The sequence below is a fragment of the Ensifer sp. LBL genome, assembly GCF_050435225.1.
Taxonomy (GTDB): domain Bacteria; phylum Pseudomonadota; class Alphaproteobacteria; order Rhizobiales; family Rhizobiaceae; genus Ensifer.
The window spans coordinates 799,948-816,651 of the sequence record NZ_JBNDJY010000001.1 but is presented as its reverse complement, the minus strand read 5'-3'; the positions used below and the strand labels follow the sequence as shown (position 1 = coordinate 816,651).

Genomic DNA, 16,704 nt, shown 5'->3' with positions numbered 1-16,704 from the left:
GAGAACTATTCCAGTTGAAGCTTGCCTCAGGCATGCTGCGAGCGCGCGGCAGGCCGATTTAACTCATGATGTGGCGAAGGATGTCCTGTTCGGATCCGTGCGTGTCCTTGACCCGAACCGTGTATTTCGATCCGGCGCGCCCGAATTCGCAGACATAGAGGTCGCGGCCATTGGCGTTGACATCGACGCGAACGTCCTGGGCATCGAGGAAGGGAATGACATCGCCCGGTTGCAGGCGGCTGATCGTGTCGAGCGTCAGGCTTTCGAGCCGGATACGCGCCTCGATCGTCACCGCCGAACGGCGAACCTGTTCCTCCAGCTGTTCCGTCCACTCGGCCTTCGCCTTGCGCTGCTGTCCACTTCCCTTGGGGAAGACGATCGTCGTCTTCAGAAGCACGCTTTGCGGAACGATGATCGAGAAGGTGGAAAGCACGGGGCCGAAGCCGATCGTCATGTCGATCGCGCCGGCGTGAACGTCCTCGATCATCGGATCGGGCTTGGCGCGCGCCACGCTGTTGAGCGGGCGTTCGACGATCGGCTCGAAGCTGCCAGGCGCATTGACGGCCGTCCTGAGCACGTCGGCGATCTTTTCGAACAGCGGCACGGCCACGTCGATTTCGATCTGGGAAAGGGCGCGCGGCTGAGGCTCCTCGATGCCGGCGGGCTCGGCGCCGAGCAGCGCCTCCACCAGAGCAATGATGATCGGGCTGTCGCAGCCGATCTGAAAGTCCGTGCACCAGTTGCGCAGCGAAACCTCGCTGATCAGCACGCCCGTGCCCATCGAAGAGATCAAGTCGCGGCGCATCCCGGTCCGGTGGCCGGCATAGCCGATGGTGATGTCGAGACCCGTCTCCGCCCGGCACATGTCCGGCAGGAATTCGCCGAAGACCTGGCCGAGTTCGAGAGCCAGCCGGCCGATCACCCGGTCGTCGCCGAGCGCGCCGGTCATACGTGCGAGGAGCTTGCGGTCGAATGCGTGAACGTTGGAGGTCATCAGATCAAGCCGCCTTGCTTTCGCCGCCGCCGCCGGGGTTCATCATTTCCTGCTCGACCGCGTCGATGGACGGACGTTCGTAGGCCGAGATGGTCTTGCGGCCATATTCGAGAGCGACCTGCGGAACCGAACCGTTCATGTAGGCAAGCAGTGTCTGCTTGACGATGATGTAGAGCCGGTTCTGCTTCTCGCGCACCGATTTGACGTTGGCGACGAGCGGCGCGACGATCGAATAGGAAAGAAACACGCCGAGCAGTGTGCCGACGAGAGCGGCCGCGATCTTGGCGCCCAGAACTTCGGGCGCCTCGCTGATCGCGCCCATCGCCTTGATGACGCCGAGAACGGCCGCGACGATACCGATCGCCGGGAAGGCATCGCCCATCGTGTTCAGCGCGTGGTAGCACTTCATCTTGTCATGGGTGATGGTCTGGATTTCCTCGTCCATCAGCGCTTCGATCTCGTGCGAGCGGGCGTTTCCGATGATGATCAGACGCACGTAGTCGCAGATGAAGGCGGTCAGTTCCTTGTTCTTCAGAACCGTCGGCGCTGACTGGAAGATCGTGGATTCCTCGGGGTTGTCGATGTGGCTTTCGATCTCGTTGCGCGACTTGGTGCGCAGGTCGCGCATCAGCGAATAGAGAACGCCGAGCGTGTCGAGATACTCGCGCTCCTTCGGCACCTTGTGGCGAAAGGCTTCGCCAAGCGCCTTGCCGGTATCCTTCACCACCTTCATCGAGTTGGCCATGATGAAGCCGCCGACGCCGGCGCCGCCGATGATCAGCAGTTCGAACGGCTGGTTGAGGACTTCCATGTGGCCGCCCATCGCCAGATAGCCGCCGAGGATACAGCCGAACGTCACAAGAAGTCCGATGATGATGTTCATATTCGATACCTGTCGCGATCTTATTTTCCGCTAACGGGATACGGTTTCATCCTTGCGTGAGGCTGGCCGGTCCTGGCGACAGGGCCACCTGGCGGAACAGGTTCGCGCAAGGCTGTCCGGTCAGGATTTGTCAGAACAGGCTCAGGGGCTGCCTGTCTCATTCCGGCAGGGGCGGAGCGATCGTGACCACGACTTATACGAGCTACAAGCTGATTACGGCCGACTTGACGAAGTCGCTGGCCCGTGTTGCCGAGCAGCCCGATGTGGCGCGCGAGACCGCGTACTATCTGTCGAAGATCGGCGACGTCAAAACGATCGACGACTTCTTTGCCGATACCCGCCTCTACAATTACGCGATGAAGGCCCACGGCCTCGAAGACATGGCCTATGCCAAAGCCTTCATGCGCAAGGTGCTGACGGAAGGCGTCGATAACGAAGATGCCTTCGCCAACAAGCTGACCGACAACCGCTACAAGCAGCTCGTCGAATCGCTGAATTTTGCAGCCCACGGCGCGGCCGCCACGTCCTTCGATCGTGCGCAGAAGGGCGTCGCAGAAAAATACACGCGCCAGACCCTGGAACAGGACGCAGGCGAAGAGAATGCCGGCGTCAGGCTTGCCCTTTATTTTTCCCGCATGGCGCCGACGATCAACAGCGGCTACGCCATCATCGCCGACGAGGCGATCGCCCAGGTGGTGCGCACGGCCCTGCAGCTGCCCGACGAATTTGCAGCGACCAATGTCGATCGCCAGGCCGAGACCTATGAACAGGCGCTCGATTTCAAGGACTTCCAGGACCCGACCAAGGTTGCCGATTTTCTCGACCGGTTCACTGCGCTCTGGGAAACCAAAAATTCAAAGGACGGTTATGATCCGCTCGCGGTCTTCGGCTCATCGAGCGGCTACGGCATTTCTTCCGATCTTCTCCTGTCCATCAACAGCCTGAAACTCGGGGGAAACTGAGCGTGCAAACCGGTCTTTACGTCGCGATTTCGTCGCAGATGGCGCTTGAAAAGCGCCTCAACACACTTGCCGACAACATCGCGAACGCCAACACCGTCGGCTTCCGTGGCACCGAGGTGAAGTTCAACCAGATGCTCGGTGACACCAAGCCGACCAAGGTTGCCTATGTCAGCAAGGGCGAGGAGTTCCTCAACACCAGCAACGGTTCGCTGACGCGCACGGGCTCGGCGCTCGATTTTGCCGTCAAGGGCGACGCCTGGTTCCAGATCGAGACGCCCGCCGGCCCGGCGCTGACGCGCGACGGGCGGTTCACGCTGACGGATACCGGCGAACTCGTCACCATCCGCGGCTATCCGGTGCTCGACGCCGGCGGCGCGCCGATCCAGCTCAACGGCAACGGCGGCGAGATTACCGTCGGCGCCGATGGCGCGCTTCACCAGAACGGTGTCGCCGTCGCCTCGCTCGGCCTCTACGAGGCCGATTTCAGCAAGGGGTTCGTTCGCCTCGACAACAGCGCGGTTCAGCCGGCGGCACAGGTCGAGCCGGTCGTCGACCGTTTCGATGTCGGCGTCATGCAGGGCTTCCTCGAAGAGTCCAACGTCAATGCCATTCAGGAAATGTCGCAGCTGATCATGGTCACCCGCGCCTTCGACAACATCACCGCCCTGCTGCGCGACGGCGAAGGATCGCTTGAAGAAGCGGTCAAGACGCTTGGCGGCAGCCGCTAATCTGTGACGGACATCGGCATGCAAAGCGAAGGCCAGAAAACGAGCGCAGGATCGACATCTCTGGCGGCACTTGCCGGCCTGGTCGAACGCTATGCCAAACCCGAATTCTCGATCGCGCCCGGCGGTCACGTCCAGACGATCTCGCCTGGCCACTACACGGTGACCGGCCTGTCGCGGCATGTGCGGCTCGGCGATTTCGTCGCCCACAAGAGCGTCACCGGGACCCATCTCGGCGAGGTGGTTCGGGTCGAACCGGAGCGGGTGGTCGTCTGCCCGATCGAGCCCGGCGACCCGATCGGCATCCATGACACCGTCATTCGCAAGGGCGCCTTCCGTGTCGCGCCGACCGACCAATGGTGCGGCCGTGCGATCAATGCGCTCGGCGAGCCGATCGATGGTCTCGGTCCCCTGCAACAGGGCGACGTACGCCGCTCGATCACCAACACCGCACCGCCGTCGATGACCCGCAAGCGGGTCGAGAAGGGTTTCCTGACCGGCGTGCGCGCGATCGACATCTTCTCGCCGCTCTGCCTCGGCCAGCGTCTCGGCATCTTCGCCGGCTCCGGCGTCGGCAAGTCGACGCTGCTCTCCATGCTGGCGCGGGCCGATGCCTTCGATAAGGTGGTGATTGCGCTGGTCGGCGAACGCGGCCGTGAAGTGCGCGAATTCATCGAGGACACGCTGGGCGACAATCTGGCGAAGTCCGTCGCGGTCGTCGCGACCAGCGACGAAAGCCCGATGCTGCGCAAGATGGCGCCGCTGACCGCCGTCACCATCGCCGAGCATTATCGCGACAACGGTGACAACGTTCTGTTGATCGTCGACAGCGTCACCCGCTTCGCCCATGCGATCCGCGAGGTCGCAACCGCGTCCGGCGAGCCGCCGATCGCGCGCGGCTATCCGGCCTCAGTCTTCACCGAACTGCCGCGCCTGCTGGAGCGCGCCGGCCCGGGCACCGAAGGCGCCGGCACGATCACGGCGATCATCTCCATCCTCGTCGACGGCGACAACCACAACGATCCGGTTGCCGACTCGACGCGCGGCATCCTCGACGGCCACATCGTGCTCGAGCGCAGCCTTGCGGAGGAGGGGCGGTACCCGCCGATCAATCCGCTCGCCTCGATCTCGCGTCTCGCGCGCAAGGCCTGGACCCCCGACCAGGAGAAGCTGGTCTCGCGCCTGAAGGCGCTGATCCACCGCTTCGAAGAGACCCGCGACCTTCGCCTGATCGGCGGCTACCGCCCGGGTGGCGATCCGGATCTCGACATGGCGATCAAGCAGGTCCCGGTCATCTACGAGGTCCTGACGCAGACCGCCGGTGAGCGCCCGGCACAGGACGCCTTTTCCGATCTCGCCAACGCGCTGAAGGCGGCGGCGATGGGCAATCAGCCGGGTGCGAGAGCGAGGTGATGACCATGACCGATTATGATGCGGACGAGATGGTTCATCAGCGCAAGCGCAGCCGCATGCCGATGACCGACAAGTTCCTGGCCGCGACCGGAGTGGCGCTTGCCGCCTTCGCCACCTTCTTTCCCTGGTATGCCTTCTTCCACCAGGACAAGTTCACCATGCCGCCCTTGTGGCAGGGCTCGACCCGCGACCTGCCGGAGCGCGCCGCGCGCAACGTCGTCTCGGTCTCCCCGCTCGCCATGCCCGACGCGGATGGCGAGACCATGGCCGCCATCGACCAGCTGACGACGGCGACCGTGCCTGGCATTGGCGGTGGTCCGGGGCCGGAAGGGACAGCCGCGGAAGAGGGGCTGTCACAGCCCTTTCCCGGCAAGTCCGGCTTCAAGCTGATGCATGTCGCCAACGGTCGTGCGCTGATCGAGGATGCGAGCGGCATGTACATCGTGCGCGTCGGTTCGGTTCTGCCCGACAACACGCGTCTTGCTACGCTCGAGCAGCGGGATGGCCACTGGGTGATGATCACCTCCTCCGGCGAAATGTACCAGGCCAACTGATTTACGCTTGCCTTCTTGCCCACGACGGCCGCGCTATCTCTGACGGATGACGCGGCTTTCCGCCTTTCGCGGACAATCTCCGGCCGTTGTGGCCGCGTTCCTTCGGGCATCGCTTTCCGACGAAAGTCCCACGCAAGATTACCGGCCTAGGTTCGCATCACCAAGCATGGAGCTTTTGATGCAACCGATTCAGCTTTTCGAACTCGCGTCCCGGCAGGCCCAGTGGCTGACCGTTCGCCAGAACGTGGTGGCCGGCAACATCGCCAATGCGAACACGCCGCACTACAAGGCCAAGGACGTCAAGCCGTTCGAAAGCGTTCTGCAGGACGCCGGCATCCAGATGGCGGCGACCAACAAGATGCATTTCACGGACGGCCTCGCAGCCTCTCAGGTGGCTGAAGTCGGCATGGTCGACGGTGTGCAGATCCAGCAATCGGGCAACAGCGTCGCGATCGAGCAGGAAATGATGAAGACCGGCGAGATCAAGCGCGACTACGAGCTCTCCGCGGGCCTCGTAAAGGCCTTTCACCGAATGATGCTAATGGCGGTACGGAAGTAAGAACCATGGATCCATTGACCTCGGCCCTCAAGGTATCGGCCTCCGGCCTGCAGGCGGAATCGACCCGCCTGCGCATCGTCTCCGAAAACATCGCCAACGCCCGCTCCACCGGCGATACGCCGGGCGCGGATCCCTATCGCCGCAAGACCATCAGCTTTGCCGCCGAAGTGGACCGCGCAAGCGGCGCCTCGCTGGTCGAGATCGAGCGCCAGGGCACGGACGATTCGGACTTCAACATCGAGTTCGATCCGGGCAATCCGGCCGCCAACGAAAAGGGCATGGTCAAGCTGCCGAACGTCAACATTCTGGTCGAGATGGCCGATATGCGCGAAGCCAACCGCGCCTACGAGGCGAACCTCCAGACCATCAAGCAGTCCCGCGACCTGATTTCCCAGACAATCGACCTGTTGAGAGCCTCGCAATAATGATCGACGCAGTTAAATCCCTCGGCGCGTTCTCGGTCACCAAAGAGACCGACGGCACCCACTCCACGTCATCCTCGTCGTCGATCTTCGGCATGCCGGCCGCCACCCAGGGCGTGCCGCAGGGGCAGAGCTTCGCTTCGGTTCTCGGCGACATGGCGACCGACGCCATCGGCGCGATGAAGAAGGCGGAAGGCATGTCGCTCGACGGCATTCGCGGCCAGGCAAACACCCGTGAGGTGGTCGATGCGGTGATGAGCGCCGAACAGTCGCTGCAGACCGCGATCGCGATCCGCGACAAGGTGGTCACCGCCTACCTCGAAATTGCGCGCATGCAGATCTGAAGGAACGAGACATGAAGGCCCTTTCCATTGCCGCCACCGGCATGAACGCCCAGCAGCTGAACCTCGAAGTCATCGCGAACAACATCGCGAATATCAACACGACGGGTTACAAGCGCGCGCGTGCCGAGTTTTCCGATCTGCTGTACCAGACCGAACGCGCCCAGGGCGTGCCAAACCGCTCCAACCAGGCGATCGTTCCGGAAGGCGCGATCATCGGCCTCGGCGTGCAGACGGCAGCCGTGCGCAATCTTCACATCCAGGGCAGCATGGTCTCGACCGGCAACGAGTACGACCTGGCGCTGATCGGCCGCGGCTGGTTCCAGGTCGAAACGCCCGATGGCGAGACGGTCTATACCCGCGCCGGCGCCTTCAACAAAAATGCCCAGGGCCAGCTCGTAACGATCGACGGCTACACCGTTGTTCCGGGTATCACCGTTCCGCAGGACGCGACCGACATCGTCTTCACCAGCTCCGGCCAGGTGATGGTGCGCATCGGCAACGACCCCGCCATGCAGGAAATCGGCCAGCTGACGATCGCCAACTTCGTCAACGAGGCGGGTCTCGAGCCGCAGGGCGAAAACCTCTTCAAGCAGACGCCGGCCTCCGGCGACGCGATCGTTGGCACGCCGGCCGATCCGGGCTTCGCGCAGATCAAGCAGAAGTATCTCGAAGCGTCCAACGTCGATCCGGTCAAGGAAATCACCGACCTGATCTCGGCGCAGCGCGCCTACGAGATGAACTCCAAGATCATTCAGGCCGCCGACGAAATGGCGGCCACGGTGAGCAAGAACCTCAGGTAACGAAAGAGGGGGCAAACATGACGTTTCGCCGATCCGCAGACATCAAGGCTTCGAAGGCCGGCCGCGCCAGGGCGCGGCGGCTGGCGGCTGGCGCGCTCCTTGCCGCCGCTTTCCTGTTGCCTTCGGCAGGTTATGCGGAACGGCTGACGGCGGTAATCCCCACGCAGACCATCTATCCGGGCGAAACCGTCGATGCGAGCCGCGTCGAAGTCGTCGACGTCACCAACCCTGATCTCGCCGACGGTTACATCAGAACCCTGGGCGAGATCGACGGCAAGGTCACCAAGCGCACGCTTCTTCCCGGCCGGGTGATTCTCGCGAGCGCGCTGCGGGAGCAGTACGCCGTCGAGCGCGGTTCGACCGTGCGCCTCGTCTTCAGCAATGGCGGCCTGACCATCAGCGCTGCCGGATCGCCGCTCCAGGACGCCGCCGTCGGCGAACTGATCCGGGCGCGCAACATCGATACCGGCGTCATCGTTTCCGGAACGGTGATGGCCGACGGCACTGTCCATGTGGTGGCGAAATGAAAATGCTTGCATGCAAATGGTTCCTGTCGCTGGCCGTCGCGTTCTCCATGGCGCTGACGCCCGCCTTCGGCGCATCCAGGATCAAGGACGTCGCCTCGCTTCAGGCCGGTCGTGACAACCAGCTCATCGGATACGGCCTCGTCGTCGGCCTCCAGGGCACGGGCGACAGCCTGCGCTCGTCGCCGTTTACCGACCAGTCGATCCGCGCGATGCTGCAGAATCTCGGCATCTCCACCCAGGGCGGCGAGTCCCGGACGCGCAACGTCGCGGCCGTGTTGGTGACGGCGAACCTGCCGCCTTTCGCCAGCCCCGGCAGCCGCGTCGATGTGACCGTCGGCTCGCTCGGCGACAGCACATCGCTGCGCGGCGGCACACTGGTCATGACCTCGCTTTCGGGCGCGGACGGCCAGATCTATGCGGTTGCGCAAGGCTCCGTCGTCGTCACCGGCTTCAACGCGCAGGGCGATGCTGCGACCCTCAACCAGGGTGTCACGACGTCTGGTCGCGTGCCGAACGGCGCCATCATCGAGCGCGAGCTGCCGTCGAAGTTCAAGGACGGCTTCAATCTTGTGCTGCAGCTGCGCAATCCTGATTTCTCGACCGCCGTCGGCATGGCCGCAGCGATCAACAAATATGCGGCCCAGCAATATGGCGGTCGCATTGCGGAAGCCCGCGATAGCCAGGCCGTTCTCGTCGAGAAGCCGAAGATGGCGGATCTGGCGCGGCTGATGGCCGACATCGAAAACATCGTCATCGAAACCGACGTGCCCGCGCGCGTCGTCATCAACGAACGCACCGGCACGATCGTCATCGGGCAGGATGTCCGGGTCAACGAGGTGGCAGTCAGTTACGGAACCTTGACCGTGGAAGTCAGCGAGACGCCGACGGTGGTGCAGCCGCTGCCTTTCTCGCGCGGACAGACGGCAATGGAACCGAACACCACCATCAACGCGCAGTCCGACGGCGGCACGGTGGCGATCCTCAACGGGTCGAGCCTTCGCTCGCTCGTCGCCGGCCTCAACAACATCGGCGTCAAGCCGGACGGCATCATCGCTATCCTGCAGAGCATCAAGACGGCCGGTGCCCTCCAGGCGGAGCTCGTGCTGCAATGACGGCAAACGACAATCATTCTCTTGGCCTGATGCCCAAGCTGCTGCTCGCCGCAGCGGCTGTCGCGTCCATGCTCTCGATGCCCGGCGCCTTCGCCCAGGACGTCACGGCGCCGCCGGCCAGCGACGCGACCCAGAACGAAATCCAGCAGTTCTGCACCAACATCGCCGATGCCGCGCGCGACCAGCGCTATGTGCTGCAGCGCAAGGATCTCGAAACGCTGCAGGCCAGCATCGACGAGCGTATCGCAACGCTCGAAAAGCGCCGCGACGAATACGAAGACTGGCTGAAGCGCCGCAACGATTTCCTGAAACAGGCGGAACTCAACCTCGTCGGCATCTACAAGACGATGAAGCCGGACGCAGCTGCCGGCAAGCTTGAGATGGTGAGGCCCGAAATCGCCGCCGCCATCGTCATGCAGCTGCCGGCGCGCCAGTCGTCGTTGATCCTGAGCGAAATGAGCGACGAGAAGGCGGCGGTTCTCACCAACATCATCTCGAGCGCCAGCGACCCGAACACCTCGAAGGAACCATCATGAAAACGCGTCTAACGGCTATACTGACCGGGGCCGCCCTCCTTGCGGGATGTCAGAACCAGGCGCTCAACGAAATCGGCCGCGCGCCATCGATGAGCCCGATCGGCAGCGGCCTGCAATATTCGCAGACGCCGCAGCTGGCGATGTACCCGAAGCAGCCGCGCCAGATGACGAACGGCTATTCGTTGTGGAACGACCAGCAGGCGGCCCTCTTCAAGGACGCACGCGCGATCAATGTCGGCGACATCCTGACGGTCGACATCAAGATCAACGAAGGCGCCACCTTCGACAACAAGACCGACCGCAGCCGCAAGAATGCGAGCGGCTTCAACATCGGCGCCAACGGCAAGTCGCAGACGAGCGATTTCGATTGGTCGGGCGAACTGAAATACGGCTCGAACACCAAGACCGAAGGCGACGGCAAGACCGAGCGCTCGGAAAAGCTGCGCCTGCTCGTTGCGGCCGTCGTGACCGGCGTGCTCGAAAACGGCAACCTGTTGATCAGCGGTTCGCAGGAAGTGCGCGTCAACCATGAACTGCGCATCCTGAACGTCGCCGGCATCGTCCGGCCGCGGGACGTCGATGCCGACAACGTCATCTCCTACGACCGCATCGCCGAGGCACGCATCTCCTACGGTGGCCGTGGCCGCCTGACTGAAGTGCAGCAGCCGCCCTACGGCCAGCAGTTCATGGATCTATTTTCGCCGATCTGATCGGCAGGGAACGGCAAGATGGAAGAACTCGATTCCAACGCTCCGAAGCCGCCGTCGAAGGTGCTGACCATTGCGGCCATCGCCGTGCTGACGCTGGTTGCCGGTGGCGGCGGCTGGCTGGTCGGCGGCCTGCTCGCGCCACCGCCGCCGAAGGAGCAGGTGGAAGCAGCCAAAGAGCCGGCCGCCAATGCGACCGGCGAAGAGGGGCTGCCGAAGGTCGCCATCGAAGCGAACGGCGTTGTCCAGCTCGACCCGATCACCACGAACCTTGCCTATCCCTCGGAAAACTGGATCCGCCTGGAAGTGGCGCTGCAGTTCGACGGCGTGCCCGACCCGAAACTGGCCGAGCAGATCCACCAGGATATCGCCGCCTACCTGAAAACCGTCTCCCTGCAGCAGATCCAGGGACCGCGCGGCTTTCAATATCTCCGGGATGACATCCAGGAGCGGGTTGACCTGCGCTCCGATGGGCGCGTAACCAATGTGATGTTCAGAACCTTCGTCATCCAATGATTCGATAAATGGTCCGGCTAGTCGCCTTTATAGTTGCCATGATGGCGATGTCCGGTATTGCCGGCGCCCAGAGCTTCCCCTCTGATATCCTGAATACGCCTGTCGACGGCTCTGCCGCTTCGTGGATCATCCGCACTTTCGGTCTTCTGACCGTGCTGTCGGTGGCCCCTGGCATCCTGATCATGGTTACCAGTTTTCCGCGCTTCGTGATCGCCTTTGCGATCCTGCGCACCGGCATGGGCCTGGCAACGACGCCGTCCAACATGATCATGGTTTCGCTGGCGCTGTTCATGACCTTCTATGTCATGGGGCCGACCTTCGATCGTGCCTGGCGGGACGGCATCGACCCGCTGATGAAGAACCAGATCACCGAGACGGAGGCGATCCCCCGGATCACCGAGCCGTTCCGCGACTTCATGCTCGCCAATACGCGCGACAAGGACCTGCAGCTCTTCATCGACATCGCCAAGGAAAAGGGCCAGACGGTCGTCGTCGATGATAAAGTCGACCTGCGCGCCGTCGTGCCGGCCTTCATGATCTCGGAAATTCGCCGCGGCTTCGAAATCGGCTTCCTGATCATGCTGCCGTTCCTGGTGATCGACCTGATCGTCGCCACGATCACCATGGCCATGGGCATGATGATGCTGCCGCCGACGGCGATCTCGCTGCCGTTCAAGATTCTCTTCTTCGTCTTGATCGACGGCTGGAACCTGCTCGTCGGCAGCCTGGTGCGCTCCTTCAGTTGAGCCTGCCGCGCAAACCTGCGCGGCGCGGTAACGACAGATCAAAAGCTCAAAGTGACGACGCGCATGCGAAAGACCGCGATGCGCTCACCTTTTGGCGCATGGCGCTCCAGATCATTCGCGTCATCAAGGGTCGCAATCTTCGAAACGGGACAACAAAAAAAGGCAGCGCCGTAGCGCTGCCTTTTGTCTTTTTAGGAATTTCGCCGTTCAGCGTTCGAACGACCCGCTGCGCGGCGGCAACGCCGGAACGTCGATGTGATCGGGCGCAAGTCCGCGCTTGGCGCGATCGGCCATCATTTCGTAGCCCGTTTCCAGGTGCTGGCAGAAACGTTCCGCGTCGAACAGCGGCATCCGGAATCGGTTCTCGTCCAGCCTCTTCCGATAGTCGGCGATCTTGTCACGGTTGTTGTAGAGCGCGACAGCTTCCTTGACGTAGTCCTCCGGTCCGGCGGCCACGAGCTCCGGCACGCCGATGGCGTTCAGCAAGCTCTCGCTCACGCGTGAAGCGAAGTTCGTGCCTTTGAAGGAGAGCACCGGCAGGCCTGCCCAGAGCTGCTCGGATGTGGTCGTGTGGCCGTTGTAGGGATAGGTGTCGAGGCCGAGATCAGCCAGCGGAACGCGGTCGACGTGGTTCTGGTAGGCGAGCTTGCCGCAGATGACGATGCGCTTGGTATCGATGCCGGCGCTCTTGAACTTGGCCAGCAGATTTGTGCGTGCGTCCGCCCTGTCGCACAGCACCCACAGCAGGCTTCCCGGCGTCTGGCGGAGGATGTCGACCCAGAGGTTGACCGTCTGAAGCGAGATCTTGCGGTTTGCGTTGAAGGAGGCAAACACGAATGCATCTTCGGGAAGGCCGACATTCTGTCGCGACATCGCCCGTGGGCGCGCGCGCTCGTAGGGATCGTTGGGCTGGTAGGTCTCCGGCAGACGGCAGTACTTTTCATAGTAATGCGCCTTGCTGCTATCCGGAAGCACGCATGGGTCGCCGATGATGTAGTCGAGATCGACGTTGACCGTCGTGCCTGGGAAGCCCAGCCAGCCGACCTGCACGGGAGCTGCCGCCCGGTTGAAGATCGAGACCCGGCTTTCGAGCGTATGCCCCTTCAGGTCGACGAGAATGTCGATGTTTTCCTGGCGAATGACATGCGCGGCCTCGTCGTCGGAGAGGTCGCCGATCTCGACGATCCTGCCCCATTTTTCGCGTATGTCCTGGTCGCGCGTCGCAAGCGCGCTCTTGGTATGGCAGAAGAGGGTGACATCGAAGCGCGTCTTGTCGTGCGCCATCAACACCGCCTTCAGCAGCTTCATCGTCGCATGATCGTCCCAGAAGTCGGCGGAAACATAACCGATGCGGATGCGCTCGCCCCAGCTGTGCGGCGCGGCGCGGCGGACTTCCGTCAGGCTGCTCGGGAACGGGTTGAGCTGCGCGCCGGCGACACGGTTGAAGCTTTCGTCGCCGCACCAGGTCGCATGGTAGTAGGGCGCTTCAGCCGCAAGAATTTCGGTCTGCCCGGCTTTCAGCGCCCTCTGGATGTCGCGTTCGTGCTTCTCGACCTCGGCATAGTCGTTGGCTTCGCGCGCATAGACGAGATGGGCCGAACGCAGCGTGGTGTTCTTCGGGTTGTTGCGGAAGAGGTTGGCGAGCGCGTCACGATCTTGCAGGTCGTTGATCTCGGCGGTCAACAGCTTGAAGGCAAGCGCATTGTGCAGGCGGTTGGTGCTCAAGGTCAGCGGCGCCTTGAAAAGCCCGAGGATTTCCTTTTCGCCGCGCTTGAGGAAGATCGAGGCGATGATGAAGGCGATCTCGGCGTCCGTCTTGGCCTTCTCCAGAAGCGGCAGTCCGATGCTCAGCGCCTCGTCCTCCTGCCCGTTTGCGAAGTAGAGCTTCATGGCGTCGGTGAGGTAATCCTCCGCCCGCGAGCCGCCGGCTTCGCCGGCGAGCTGGTAGGCGCGGGCCGCCTCAGCCTTGAAGCCGAGTTTTACAAGCACCTTCGCCAGAAGCACGTAGGTCTTGGTGTCGCGGTTGATCCCCATCAGCACATTCAGCTGGTTGAGCGCGTCTGTGTACTGCCCCTTCTGGTATTGCCGGGAGGCGGTCGAAAAGATGGCTTGGGCGTTCACTAAGAGCTCCGTCGAAGAGGTGCGGCGACCGGCGCCGGCTTGCTAGTCCTTGTTCGAAGGCGAGTTTACTTGGGGGAGCTTGCCTCAGGCAGGAGCGAACGACCGTCCGACACATCTATGCAGGCGGCGGCGGGGACTGTGCCCCCTGCATCCGGGAGACCATTAAAGTCTTGTTAAGTATAAGTTATCTCGGACGAAGCTGCCTTGGGCATTTAATCAATTCGCAAGCTTTGCACGCGATAGTCCCTTTCACATGACGGGTTTGGTTTCTTCCGAGATAGTTGGAACCGAGTGGCATGAAGCCGATCCGCCATCACCGGGAAGTCCGGTATGTCCCCTAAATCGTCTAAAGTAATCAAGGGACACTCTAATGACGAGCATCATCACCAATTCTTCCGCCATGGGCGCACTCGCCACCCTGCGTTCGATCAACTCCTCGATGGAAACCACCCAGGAGCGTATTTCGTCGGGTCTGCGCGTCGGCACCGCGGCTGACAACGCTGCTTACTGGTCGATCGCGACCACCATGCGTTCGGACAACAAGGCCCTCTCGGCCGTTCAGGACGCCCTCGGCCTCGGCGCTGCCAAGACCGACGTTGCTTCGTCGGCCATGGAAAACTCCAAGGACGTCGTCGACGAAATCAAGAAGAAGCTGGTAACCGCCAGCGAGCCGGGCGTTGACAAGAGCAAGATCCAGAAGGAAATCAAGGAGCTGCAGAACCAGCTCGTGAGCATTGCCAAGTCGGCTTCCTTCTCCGGCGAAAACTGGGTCTACACCGACCCGAACAACGCTGCTGGCACGAAGTCGGTCGTTGGTTCGTTCAACCGCGACGCCAAGGGCAATGTCAGCCTGACGACGCTGCAGTACGACACCAACAAGAGCTCGCTCATCGAAGTGAACGCTTCTGGCGCCAACGTCACGAACGGCACGGGCCTGCTTTCCAGCAACATCTCGTACTCGGACGCAACCGGTGCAACCGTAGCTCTGTCCTTCAGCGTTCTGTCGCTCGACATCACCAACATGACGACCGGCGCTCTGTCGCAGGCTCTGTCGGGTGTTGACTCGGTCCTGACGCAGATGACGGACGCAGCTGCCGACCTCGGTGCGCTCAACAGCCGTATCGACCTGCAGAAGGGCTTCGTCGAGAACCTCTCGGACTCGATCGAGAAGGGCGTTGGCCGCCTCGTCGACGCCGACATGAACGAGGAATCGACCCGCCTGAAGGCTCTGCAGACGCAGCAGCAGCTCGGCATCCAGGCACTGTCGATCGCCAACTCGAACTCGCAGAACATCCTGTCGCTGTTCCGTTAATCGACGGGCTGAAGGGGGCGGGCCACGGCCCGCACCCGAAGCAAGATACGAAACCGCGCCTCGCAAGAGGCGCGGTTTTTCTTTGTCGCCAATGCACTGATAAAACTTCGAAAAGTTTCTCCGGGTTTTAGGGTTCGTTAACCACGATGGTGTTTGTTGTAACCATCGAAACGACGGGTTGACCCGAACAGATTAGAGCGTCAGCAGGCATGAGGCTGACCGTCGTTTCCCGGTAATCCCGGAATGTCCCTTTCCATTTCATCTTTGCCAACAAGGGGCACTCAGCCATGACAAGCATTCTGACCAACTCTTCCGCCATGGGCGCACTCGCCACCCTGCGTTCGATCAACTCCTCGATGGAAACCACCCAGGAGCGCATCTCCTCGGGCCTGCGCGTCGGCACCGCGGCTGACAACGCTGCTTACTGGTCGATCGCGACCACCATGCGTTCGGACAACAAGTCGCTCGAAGCCGTTCAGGACGCCCTCGGCCTCGGCGCTGCCAAGACCGACGTTGCTTCGTCGGCCATGGAAAACTCCAAGGACGTCGTCGACGAAATCAAGAAGAAGCTGGTTGCCGCCAGCGAGCCGGGCGTTGACAAGAGCAAGATCCAGAAGGAAATCAAGGAACTGCAGAACCAGCTCCTGAGCATTGCCAAGTCGGCTTCCTTCTCCGGCGAAAACTGGGTCTACACCGACCCGAACAACGCTGCTGGCACGAAGTCGATTGTCGGTTCGTTCAACCGCGACGCCAAGGGCAATGTCAGCCTGACGACGCTGCAGTACGACACCAACAAGAGCTCGCTCATCGAAGTGAACGCTTCTGGCGCCAACGTCACGAACGGCACGGGCCTGCTTTCCAGCAACATCTCGTACTCGGACACAACCGGTGCGACCGTAGCACTCGCCTACAGCGTCATGACGCTCGACATCACCAACATGACGACCGGCGCTCTGTCGCAGGCTCTGTCGGGTGTTGACTCGGTCCTGACGCAGATGACGGACGCAGCTGCCGACCTCGGTGCGCTCAACAGCCGTATCGACCTGCAGAAGGGCTTCGTCGAGAACCTTTCGGACTCGATCGAGAAGGGCGTTGGCCGCCTCGTCGACGCCGACATGAACGAGGAATCGACCCGCCTGAAGGCTCTGCAGACGCAGCAGCAGCTCGGTATCCAGGCACTCACGATCGCCAACACCAACTCGCAGAACATCCTGTCGCTGTTCCGTTAATCGATCGACCGAACCTGACGGGCGATCCTCGCCCGTCACCTCGAAAAGAAGCCGCACATCCCCCGTGGATCGTGCGGCTTTTTCGTTTTGCGCTCCGGTGTGCCATGGCCGTCAGGCGTCGCCGGCGTCCGTTCCAAGCGAACCGCGCCCACCTTAACGTTTCGTCCATCTTCCCTTATTTTTGTTCACCTTTGTTACCGACTTCCTAACGGTGTTAACCATTTGTTAACTATGAGATCGTT

At 62.1% G+C, this 16,704-nt stretch carries 19 protein-coding genes; 16 read left to right on the top strand and 3 right to left on the bottom strand.

The genetic code is table 11. The annotated features are described in order from the left end of the window. Window positions 1-58: 58 nt before the first annotated feature. Both OKW20_RS03940 and motA read right to left on the bottom strand, forming a co-directional pair. A complete protein-coding gene (locus OKW20_RS03940) occupies window positions 59-994 on the bottom strand; it encodes a FliM/FliN family flagellar motor switch protein (protein WP_402323345.1) in 936 nt (311 codons plus the stop codon). Window positions 995-998: 4 nt separating this feature from the next. Next, window positions 999-1,877, bottom strand: a complete 879-nt coding sequence (gene motA, locus OKW20_RS03935) for a flagellar motor stator protein MotA (RefSeq protein WP_043613037.1) — start codon at window positions 1,875-1,877, stop codon at window positions 999-1,001. Between the two features lie 182 nt (window positions 1,878-2,059). Between motA and OKW20_RS03930 the strand changes: the two genes are divergently transcribed. The 14 genes from OKW20_RS03930 (at window position 2,060) to fliP (ending at window position 11,800) form a co-directional block, all read left to right on the top strand. Next, window positions 2,060-2,839 carry a DUF1217 domain-containing protein gene (locus OKW20_RS03930; protein ID WP_429170293.1) on the top strand — a complete coding sequence of 260 codons (780 nt, stop codon included), beginning with the start codon at window positions 2,060-2,062 and terminating at the stop codon, window positions 2,837-2,839. Window positions 2,840-2,841: 2 nt separating this feature from the next. Next, window positions 2,842-3,567, top strand: coding sequence for a flagellar basal-body rod protein FlgF (gene flgF / locus OKW20_RS03925; RefSeq protein ID WP_043613031.1), 726 nt, complete (start codon window positions 2,842-2,844; stop codon window positions 3,565-3,567). 18 nt (window positions 3,568-3,585) lie between these two features. Then, window positions 3,586-4,977 (top strand): flagellar protein export ATPase FliI, encoded by a 1,392-nt coding sequence (gene fliI / locus OKW20_RS03920; protein WP_043613184.1) that lies wholly within the window; start codon window positions 3,586-3,588, stop codon window positions 4,975-4,977. Then, entirely contained in the window at window positions 4,977-5,531 is a 555-nt protein-coding gene (locus tag OKW20_RS03915; protein WP_429112385.1) for a flagellar protein, read from the top strand. The genes fliI and OKW20_RS03915 overlap by 1 nt, the downstream gene beginning before the upstream one ends. 178 nt (window positions 5,532-5,709) lie before the next feature. Next, window positions 5,710-6,090, top strand: coding sequence for a flagellar basal body rod protein FlgB (gene flgB, locus OKW20_RS03910; RefSeq protein ID WP_034797574.1), 381 nt, complete (start codon window positions 5,710-5,712; stop codon window positions 6,088-6,090). 5 nt (window positions 6,091-6,095) lie between these two features. Then, window positions 6,096-6,515 (top strand): flagellar basal body rod protein FlgC, encoded by a 420-nt coding sequence (flgC, locus tag OKW20_RS03905; RefSeq protein ID WP_034796910.1) that lies wholly within the window; start codon window positions 6,096-6,098, stop codon window positions 6,513-6,515. Next, the gene (locus OKW20_RS03900; protein WP_043613027.1) at window positions 6,515-6,856 is read left to right on the top strand and encodes a flagellar hook-basal body complex protein FliE; all 342 of its coding nucleotides are present in this window, start codon (window positions 6,515-6,517) and stop codon (window positions 6,854-6,856) included. The genes flgC and OKW20_RS03900 overlap by 1 nt, the downstream gene beginning before the upstream one ends. Window positions 6,857-6,867: 11 nt before the next feature. Further along, entirely contained in the window at window positions 6,868-7,656 is a 789-nt protein-coding gene (flgG, locus tag OKW20_RS03895) for a flagellar basal-body rod protein FlgG (RefSeq protein ID WP_034796905.1), read from the top strand. A 17-nt stretch (window positions 7,657-7,673) separates the two neighbouring features. Beyond that, complete coding sequence (gene flgA / locus OKW20_RS03890) at window positions 7,674-8,183, top strand: flagellar basal body P-ring formation chaperone FlgA (RefSeq protein WP_052201629.1); 510 nt, start codon at window positions 7,674-7,676, stop codon at window positions 8,181-8,183. Then, window positions 8,180-9,295 (top strand): flagellar basal body P-ring protein FlgI, encoded by a 1,116-nt coding sequence (locus OKW20_RS03885; RefSeq protein ID WP_043613025.1) that lies wholly within the window; start codon window positions 8,180-8,182, stop codon window positions 9,293-9,295. The genes flgA and OKW20_RS03885 overlap by 4 nt, the downstream gene beginning before the upstream one ends. Continuing rightward, window positions 9,292-9,831, top strand: a complete 540-nt coding sequence (locus OKW20_RS03880) for a MotE family protein (RefSeq protein ID WP_429112390.1) — start codon at window positions 9,292-9,294, stop codon at window positions 9,829-9,831. The genes OKW20_RS03885 and OKW20_RS03880 overlap by 4 nt, the downstream gene beginning before the upstream one ends. Further along, a complete protein-coding gene (gene flgH / locus OKW20_RS03875) occupies window positions 9,828-10,541 on the top strand; it encodes a flagellar basal body L-ring protein FlgH (RefSeq protein WP_043613021.1) in 714 nt (237 codons plus the stop codon). Before OKW20_RS03880 ends, flgH begins: the two co-directional genes overlap by 4 nt. Window positions 10,542-10,559: 18 nt before the next feature. Continuing rightward, the gene (locus OKW20_RS03870) at window positions 10,560-11,054 is read left to right on the top strand and encodes a flagellar basal body-associated FliL family protein (protein WP_043613019.1); all 495 of its coding nucleotides are present in this window, start codon (window positions 10,560-10,562) and stop codon (window positions 11,052-11,054) included. A gap of 8 nt (window positions 11,055-11,062) precedes the next feature. Next, window positions 11,063-11,800: a flagellar type III secretion system pore protein FliP gene (fliP, locus tag OKW20_RS03865; RefSeq protein ID WP_043613015.1), complete on the top strand. Its 738-nt coding sequence runs from the start codon at window positions 11,063-11,065 to the stop codon at window positions 11,798-11,800. Between the two features lie 207 nt (window positions 11,801-12,007). On the opposite strand, the gene OKW20_RS03860 is transcribed toward fliP, so the two are convergent. Further along, window positions 12,008-13,921, bottom strand: a complete 1,914-nt coding sequence (locus OKW20_RS03860; protein ID WP_429170290.1) for a glycosyl transferase — start codon at window positions 13,919-13,921, stop codon at window positions 12,008-12,010. 370 nt (window positions 13,922-14,291) lie between these two features. Here OKW20_RS03860 and OKW20_RS03855 point away from each other — a divergent pair, with 370 nt between their 5' ends. Both OKW20_RS03855 and OKW20_RS03850 read left to right on the top strand, forming a co-directional pair. Next, window positions 14,292-15,233, top strand: a complete 942-nt coding sequence (locus OKW20_RS03855; protein ID WP_402323336.1) for a flagellin — start codon at window positions 14,292-14,294, stop codon at window positions 15,231-15,233. Window positions 15,234-15,520: 287 nt separating this feature from the next. After that, complete coding sequence (locus OKW20_RS03850; protein WP_402323335.1) at window positions 15,521-16,462, top strand: flagellin; 942 nt, start codon at window positions 15,521-15,523, stop codon at window positions 16,460-16,462. Window positions 16,463-16,704: the final 242 nt, after the last annotated feature.

Excerpts from the sequence above, each read along its gene's own strand:
- OKW20_RS03940 (WP_402323345.1), bottom strand. The coding sequence starts at position 994 with ATGACCTCCAACGTTCACGCATTCGACCGCAAGCTCCTCGCACGTATG.
- motA (WP_043613037.1), bottom strand. The coding sequence starts at position 1,877 with ATGAACATCATCATCGGACTTCTTGTGACGTTCGGCTGTATCCTCGGC.
- fliI (WP_043613184.1), top strand. The coding sequence starts at position 3,586 with ATGCAAAGCGAAGGCCAGAAAACGAGCGCAGGATCGACATCTCTGGCG.
- OKW20_RS03915 (WP_429112385.1), top strand. The coding sequence starts at position 4,977 with ATGACCATGACCGATTATGATGCGGACGAGATGGTTCATCAGCGCAAG.
- flgB (WP_034797574.1), top strand. The coding sequence starts at position 5,710 with ATGCAACCGATTCAGCTTTTCGAACTCGCGTCCCGGCAGGCCCAGTGG.
- flgC (WP_034796910.1), top strand. The coding sequence starts at position 6,096 with ATGGATCCATTGACCTCGGCCCTCAAGGTATCGGCCTCCGGCCTGCAG.
- OKW20_RS03900 (WP_043613027.1), top strand. The coding sequence starts at position 6,515 with ATGATCGACGCAGTTAAATCCCTCGGCGCGTTCTCGGTCACCAAAGAG.
- flgG (WP_034796905.1), top strand. The coding sequence starts at position 6,868 with ATGAAGGCCCTTTCCATTGCCGCCACCGGCATGAACGCCCAGCAGCTG.
- flgA (WP_052201629.1), top strand. The coding sequence starts at position 7,674 with ATGACGTTTCGCCGATCCGCAGACATCAAGGCTTCGAAGGCCGGCCGC.
- OKW20_RS03885 (WP_043613025.1), top strand. The coding sequence starts at position 8,180 with ATGAAAATGCTTGCATGCAAATGGTTCCTGTCGCTGGCCGTCGCGTTC.
- OKW20_RS03880 (WP_429112390.1), top strand. The coding sequence starts at position 9,292 with ATGACGGCAAACGACAATCATTCTCTTGGCCTGATGCCCAAGCTGCTG.
- flgH (WP_043613021.1), top strand. The coding sequence starts at position 9,828 with ATGAAAACGCGTCTAACGGCTATACTGACCGGGGCCGCCCTCCTTGCG.
- OKW20_RS03870 (WP_043613019.1), top strand. The coding sequence starts at position 10,560 with ATGGAAGAACTCGATTCCAACGCTCCGAAGCCGCCGTCGAAGGTGCTG.
- fliP (WP_043613015.1), top strand. The coding sequence starts at position 11,063 with ATGGTCCGGCTAGTCGCCTTTATAGTTGCCATGATGGCGATGTCCGGT.
- OKW20_RS03855 (WP_402323336.1), top strand. The coding sequence starts at position 14,292 with ATGACGAGCATCATCACCAATTCTTCCGCCATGGGCGCACTCGCCACC.
- OKW20_RS03850 (WP_402323335.1), top strand. The coding sequence starts at position 15,521 with ATGACAAGCATTCTGACCAACTCTTCCGCCATGGGCGCACTCGCCACC.